This window comes from Synechococcus sp. R6-7 (assembly GCF_047461695.1).
In the GTDB taxonomy this organism is placed as follows: domain Bacteria; phylum Cyanobacteriota; class Cyanobacteriia; order Thermostichales; family Thermostichaceae; genus Thermostichus.
In genome coordinates this window covers 1-6,002 of the sequence record NZ_JANSHS010000417.1, presented here as the reverse complement: position 1 = coordinate 6,002, position 6,002 = coordinate 1, and the positions used below count along the sequence as shown (strand labels likewise).

The following is a 6,002-nucleotide window of genomic DNA, read 5'->3' as shown; positions in this document are numbered from 1 at the left end:
GGGCGGGGGACAGGCACGGCGTAGCGACGGAAATCCGGCATTTTCAGCTCCCGCGTCAGCAGGCCGCCGTTGGCGTGGGGCAAAGCCCCCATGCGTTTTTCCCCTTTGGGGGCCAGCTCTTGCAGCTCCGGCAGCAGACGGCCATTTTCATCGAAGAGTTCTTCCGGCTTGTAGCTGCGCATCCAGTCCTCCAGAGCCTTGAGGTGCTCCGGTTTTTTGGCCAGATCCGCCAGGGGCACTTGGTGGGAGCGCCAGAAATCTTCCACCTTTTTGCCGTCCACCTCTTTGGGGCCGGTCCAGCCTTTGGGGGTGCGCAGGATGATCATCGGCCATTGGGGACGAGTGGGATCCCCTTTGCTGCGGGCATGCTGCTGGATTTCTTGGATCTCGTGGATCACTGTGTCCAAAGTGGCGGCCATCAACTGGTGCATCTGGGCCGGCTCGGAGCCTTCCACAAAGTAGGGCTTGTAGCCGTAGCCCACAAACAGGCTTTGCAGCTCTTCACGGCTGAGGCGGGCCAAAACAGTGGGATTGGCGATCTTGTAGCCGTTCAGGTGCAGAATCGGCAGCACCGCCCCGTCGTGGATGGGGTTGAGGAACTTGTTGGAATGCCAGGAAGCGGCCAAGGGCCCAGTTTCCGCCTCTCCATCCCCCACCACACAGGCCACCAGCAGATCGGGGTTGTCGAAGGCCGCCCCAAAGGCATGGGCTAGGGCATAGCCCAGTTCTCCCCCCTCGTGGATGGAGCCGGGGGTTTCCGGGGCTACATGGCTGGGCACGCCGCCGGGGAAGGAGAATTGCTTGAACAGCTTGCGCATGCCTTCAGCGTCTTGGCCGATGTTGGGATACACCTCGCTGTAGGTGCCTTCCAAGTAGGTGTTGGCCACTAGAGCAGGGCCACCGTGGCCGGGGCCGGTGATGTAGAGGATATTGAGGTTTTCCCGTTTGATGATGCGGTTGAGATGCACGTAGATGAAGTTCAACCCGGGTGTGGTGCCCCAGTGCCCCAGCAGGCGTGGCTTCACATGTTCCAGTTTTAGGGGTTCTCGCAGCAGCGGGTTGTCCATCAAATAGATTTGCCCGACCGACAGATAGTTGGCGGCCCGCCAGTAGGCATCCATTTTGCGAAGCTCGTCGGCGGTGAGCGGTTTTGTCGAGAGCTGTTCTGCCAGAACCATAGCTGTACCCCATAGGTATCTCTACTCCTATGGTGATCCGGGTTTGCCCAATTGCCGGGGGATCTTGGGATTCCTTTGGATTTGGCTCATTGGGTGAGCGGTAGGCACCTGTTACCACCACCAGGGCTTGATCGGGGTGCCGTCGGGAAAGATCAGGCCGGCAATCCGGGATCCGCTGTGCTTTAACCCTTCGATCTGAGCTCCTTCCAGGTTGGCTTGGGTTAGGTTGGCCCCGCTGACATCGGCCCGCCGCAGGTTAGCCCCCTGAAACTGGGCCTGACGCAGCTCGGCGCCGCTGAGATTGGCCCCTTCCAGGTCGGCATTTTGCAAGTTGGCCCCCCGCAAGTCCGCTCGCTGTAGGTTGGCTCCCCCCAAATCTGCTCCCTCTAGGTTGGATCCACGCAGATCCGCCCGGTTCAGATCCGCTCCCCTCAGCCGGATCTGACAGAGCACCAGTTCCCGCAGATCGGCTTTGCTCAGGTCTTGGCCGGAGAAATCTTGCCCCTGTCCCCCCCAGTTTTGCAACTGCCAAATGTGGCGCACCCGTTCTTCCAGGTGGGTCTCTTCCGAAAGCCGGGATCCCCGCAGGCTGGTGCCGCTAACTTTTACCCCCCTCAGGTCGGATCCCCGCAGGTCGGCTCCCTGTAAGTCGGCTCCGCTCAGCTTGGCCCCTTGCAAATCCGCTTGGCGCAAATCCGTTTGCCGCAGCCGGGCGCCGTTGAAGTTGCAAAAGCGCAAGTTGGCCCGCCTCAGGTTGGCCTCCCACAGGTTGATCCCCCCCAGCCGTGCTTCTTGAAGGTCGGCTCCCTCCAGGTCTGCATAGGCAAAATCCCGCTCCCCCCGCCGATAGGCCACGATCACCCCTTGCGCTCCCCCCACCGGGCGAAAAGGGCTGTAGGTGCGACAGGCCCGTTCTGCCTCCGGCTGGCCAAGCTGAGACAACAGCCGCCAAGCTGCCAAGCGGACTGCCCAAGAGCTATTGCCGGCGAGGGCTTCAATGAGTTCGGCCAGGCCCGCCGACCCGTACTGCAGCAACTGGGGCAGGGTGGCCAAGCGCACGGCTTCATCGCTGTGGGTGAGTCGTCTCCGCGCCCCCTCGAGACCTCCCAACACCAAGGCGTGGGCAGGGGCGCTCCCGGTTGCCATTTGCCCCCCCAACACCAGATCCCAAGGTTGGGGCCGGGATCCCTGGCCAGTTCTGACAGCCGGCTGAGGCTTACCTACCATGGGCAGATCCCGATGAACCTGGCTTATAGCCAACGCCCCACCACCACGCGGATGGTGCCATCCTCCAGCACTTCTTCGGCCTCGATGGTATAGCCCTGCTCACGGGCTGAGCGCAGCAAACTTTTGTGGGCGTAGCGCTGCAAAATCGGCTCCAGGAAGGTCTTGGGATCGATGCCCGCCCCCCACAGATCGGCCACCAGCTCGTAGTGATCCCCGTTGCGACGAAACCCGATGTCGAAGCCATTCTTTTGCCGGATCACCAGATCGGCGCGGGTGCGGTTCCAGAGATAGCCCCGCAGGCTGGCATTCCGCTGCACAGCGTAGCCCAATTCCTTCAGAGTCTCTTCCAGGAGATCGGCGTCTTTGATTTGCACTTGCAGGGTGGTGAAGTGAGACATGGCCCTTCCAATCCTTTGACCGATGGAGACCGGATCCTCACTATAAAGCGCCCTTGGGGTGGTGGAAGAAATGTAAACCATCCTGCGGTGGGTCGAGCGAGCGGAACGCAGCTCCCCCTTTCTCCCGCAGGAGTGCAACACACCTGGGCCTGGAGGGTCGCTGGGCTGGCCTGACCTGCCTTCTTATGTAGGCGCGCGCTGCGGCATTCGCGATAGCGGTACGGAGCACCAAGGCTGAGGCATCCGCGCCTGGCGTGTTCGGTAACACAGAAATCTTGGATCTGCATCTAGAGTCTAAAGTCAAGAATTGACGATAGTCTCCACTATGTTTGGAGGCAGCAGCAAAAATCTGTCCCACAGGGATCTGTTCTCGTCTGTCTCCGGCTGGAATTGCCGGCGATGAGGTACCAAACCAGCCCCAAGCCGTTCCAAAAACCCGCCGATGACCCTTGCTGTGCCTTGCCAAGTAAGCTTTTCCGATGGCTCTGCGAACAAAAATACTCATCTCTAGTCCCACAAATTGGATGAAAAAATTGCTTTTTTGTCTCTTGAAGATCTCTTGAAGATCTGATTTGGTACCAAAAACTGGTCAAGCAAGTGGAATAATTTTTTCAATCTATCTAGATCTAGAACTTAAGATTGAGTTTATAAAATAGTTGATCTCTTCCCTCCTACTTAAGGTAGAGTTACTACTCAATAAAAAAGGACTTAAAGCACTGCCGGTAGTGTCTAGTGAAGCAGCCTCAATAAATTTAGTGAGTCAAACACCGAGTTCTGGATTAGATTTTTCGAAGTCAAAGCCTTTACGAAAAGGCTTTTGTGCTGGTATGAATAAGGTGCTGTTTGCAGAAAGGTCAGCTTCGTGTGTAGGAAGAGGGCCCGATGCAGCAGGAGAAGTAGAGATTCTGACAGGACATGAATTTATGGTGTGGGGTTTGATATGTCAGAAAGTCTTGACTTGCAAGATGCGGTGGGGCGTTTCTTAAAGACGATTGGCCGCTACTCGTTGCTCACCGCTGAAGAAGAGCTCCGCCTGGCTCACCAGGTGCAGCGGATGGTGACGCTCTTGGAGCAACGGCAGCCCCATGAGTCTGTGGAAGGTTGGAGCCAGCGGCTGGGGATCCCTTTAGCAGAGCTGCAGCAGATCCTGCGGCAGGGGGAAGCAGCCAAGAAACGAATGGTGGAGTGTAACCTCCGCTTGGTGGTGTCGATTGCCAAGCGCTATCGCAATCGAGGCTTGCCGTTTCTGGATCTGATTCAGGAAGGCACCATCGGCCTCACCCGCGCCGTGGAAAAGTTCGATCCCACCCGTGGCTACAAGTTCTCCACCTATGCCACTTGGTGGATCCGGCAAAGCGTGAACCGGGGCATCCAAAACAAGGGGCGGATGATCCGTCTGCCGGCCCACATGTACGAAAAGGTCTCCCAGGTGAAGCGGCGCTACCGCGAGTTATCTGCCGAAAGGGGATCCCGTCCCCAAGCGGAAGAAGTTTTTGATTCTCTGGATATTGGCGATAACTACCGGGAGCTGATCACCCGCCACATGGCAGAGATGCGTTCCTTGAATGTGGGGGTAGGGGATGAAGACGGCACCGAGCTGCAGCACTTCATCCCAGATGAAGACAACGACCCTGTTGAACACCTAACCCAGCTTGCCCGTCGAGAGGAAGTCCGCGCGCTGGTGGGCCAACTGAGTGAACGAGAACGACAGGTGATCGTGGCTCGCTATGGGCTGGATGGATCGAGGGGCCTAACGCTGCGGGAAATTGGGGAGCACATCGGCCTTTCGCGAGAGCGAGTCCGACAAATTGAGCGGCGGGCCTTGCGGAAATTGCGGCGGCTGCAACAGGAATACTCCACGCCCAAAGCTGCCAAACCCTGGGTTAACGGGAACCTGTAACCGTTTGCGTCAGCGGTGCGCAGCACTGTAGAAAGGTTTTTTCACCACTTCGGCAGGCTGGCGCTGCCCCCGAATTTCAATTTCCAGCCGGGATCCCACCTTGGCCCAAGCCGGAGCGACATAGCCCAAGCCAATGCCATAGCCCAAGCTGGGAGAATGGGTGCCGCTGGTCACCTGTCCGATCGGCTCAGGGGAGTTGGGAGCGTAGATGGCATAGCCGCTGCGGGGGATGGCCGGATGCAGCATGCGAAACCCCACCAGGTGGCGAGGGATCCCTTGCTGCCGTTGGCTTTCGATGGCGGGCTTGCCGATGTAATCCCCTGGGTTGTTCACCAACCAGCCCAAGCCGGCTTCCAAGGGAGTGGTGCTCTCGTCCATGTCCTGCCCGTAAAGATGGAAGGCAGCCTCCAGGCGCAGGGTATCGCGGCAGCCCAGCCCACAGGGTTGTACGCCGGCCTGAATCAGTTGCTCCCAAAGGCGGATGCCGTCTTCGGGGCTGAGCATGACTTCAAAGCCATCTTCTCCGGTGTAGCCAGTGCGGGCCACAAAGATAGTCTCTCCCAAGGCTCCCGCCGCTCCGGCAAACTGACCGTGCTGAAACCGGCGCAAAGCCTTCAGGGATCCCTCCAAAAAGGGCTGGAGAACCTGTTCGGCTGCCGGCCCCTGCACCGCCAACAAGACCCGAGTGTCGGAGTGATCCTGAAGGTTGACTCCGGGGATCCCTTGGAAGTGGTGGTTGAGCCAATCCCAATCCTTCTGCCGGGTAGCTGCATTGACGATCACGCTCCAGTGCTCCAGCTCACCCTCCGGTGGATGCCGGTAGAAGATGACATCATCCAAAATGCCCCCCAGTGGATTGAGCAGGACGGTGTAGCGACCGGATCCCACAGGAACGGCGCTCAGATCGCTGGGAACCAGACGGCTGAGGTGGGATCCCAGCTCCGGCCCCCAGAGGGTGAACTTGCCCATGTGGGAAATGTCGAATGTCCCCACCCTCTCCCGCACTGCCCGATGTTCTGCTATCACTCCCCGATACTGCAGCGGCATTTCCCAGCCGGCAAAAGGGACAAATCGCGCCCCCAAAGCTTGATGAAGGGGGAACAAGGGGGTGCGTTGCAGAGGCGTTTGGCTCATCAAGGGATCCTCAGCGGTCTAAAGACTAAAAGGTCAAAGACTAAAATAAGTGCAGCATCGCCCATTTCTCGGAGCTTGTGCCATGCGCCTTCTCCACACCATGATCCGCGTCGGCAACCTGGAGCGCTCCCTGCGGTTTTACCGAAAAAACGCCGTAAAGCCCTG

General features: G+C 58.6%; 4 protein-coding genes and 1 pseudogene. 1 reads left to right on the top strand and 4 read right to left on the bottom strand.

All coding sequences use genetic code 11. The features are described 5' to 3' along the window. The 3 genes and pseudogenes from NW815_RS11940 to NW815_RS11930 all read right to left on the bottom strand — a co-directional run. Window positions 1-1,178 (bottom strand): annotated as a pseudogene (locus tag NW815_RS11940) (phosphoketolase); the annotation flags it as partial. Between the two features lie 111 nt (window positions 1,179-1,289). Then, complete coding sequence (locus NW815_RS11935) at window positions 1,290-2,405, bottom strand: pentapeptide repeat-containing protein (protein WP_414416055.1); 1,116 nt, start codon at window positions 2,403-2,405, stop codon at window positions 1,290-1,292. A gap of 23 nt (window positions 2,406-2,428) precedes the next feature. Continuing rightward, the gene (locus NW815_RS11930; protein WP_011432773.1) at window positions 2,429-2,803 is read right to left on the bottom strand and encodes a DUF1257 domain-containing protein; all 375 of its coding nucleotides are present in this window, start codon (window positions 2,801-2,803) and stop codon (window positions 2,429-2,431) included. A 940-nt stretch (window positions 2,804-3,743) separates the two neighbouring features. Here NW815_RS11930 and NW815_RS11925 point away from each other — a divergent pair. Next, window positions 3,744-4,703 carry a sigma-70 family RNA polymerase sigma factor gene (locus NW815_RS11925; protein WP_011432772.1) on the top strand — a complete coding sequence of 320 codons (960 nt, stop codon included), beginning with the start codon at window positions 3,744-3,746 and terminating at the stop codon, window positions 4,701-4,703. 9 nt (window positions 4,704-4,712) lie between these two features. Here NW815_RS11925 and gcvT read toward each other — a convergent pair whose 3' ends face one another. Beyond that, window positions 4,713-5,837: a glycine cleavage system aminomethyltransferase GcvT gene (gene gcvT / locus NW815_RS11920; RefSeq protein ID WP_414391197.1), complete on the bottom strand. Its 1,125-nt coding sequence runs from the start codon at window positions 5,835-5,837 to the stop codon at window positions 4,713-4,715. Window positions 5,838-6,002: the final 165 nt, after the last annotated feature.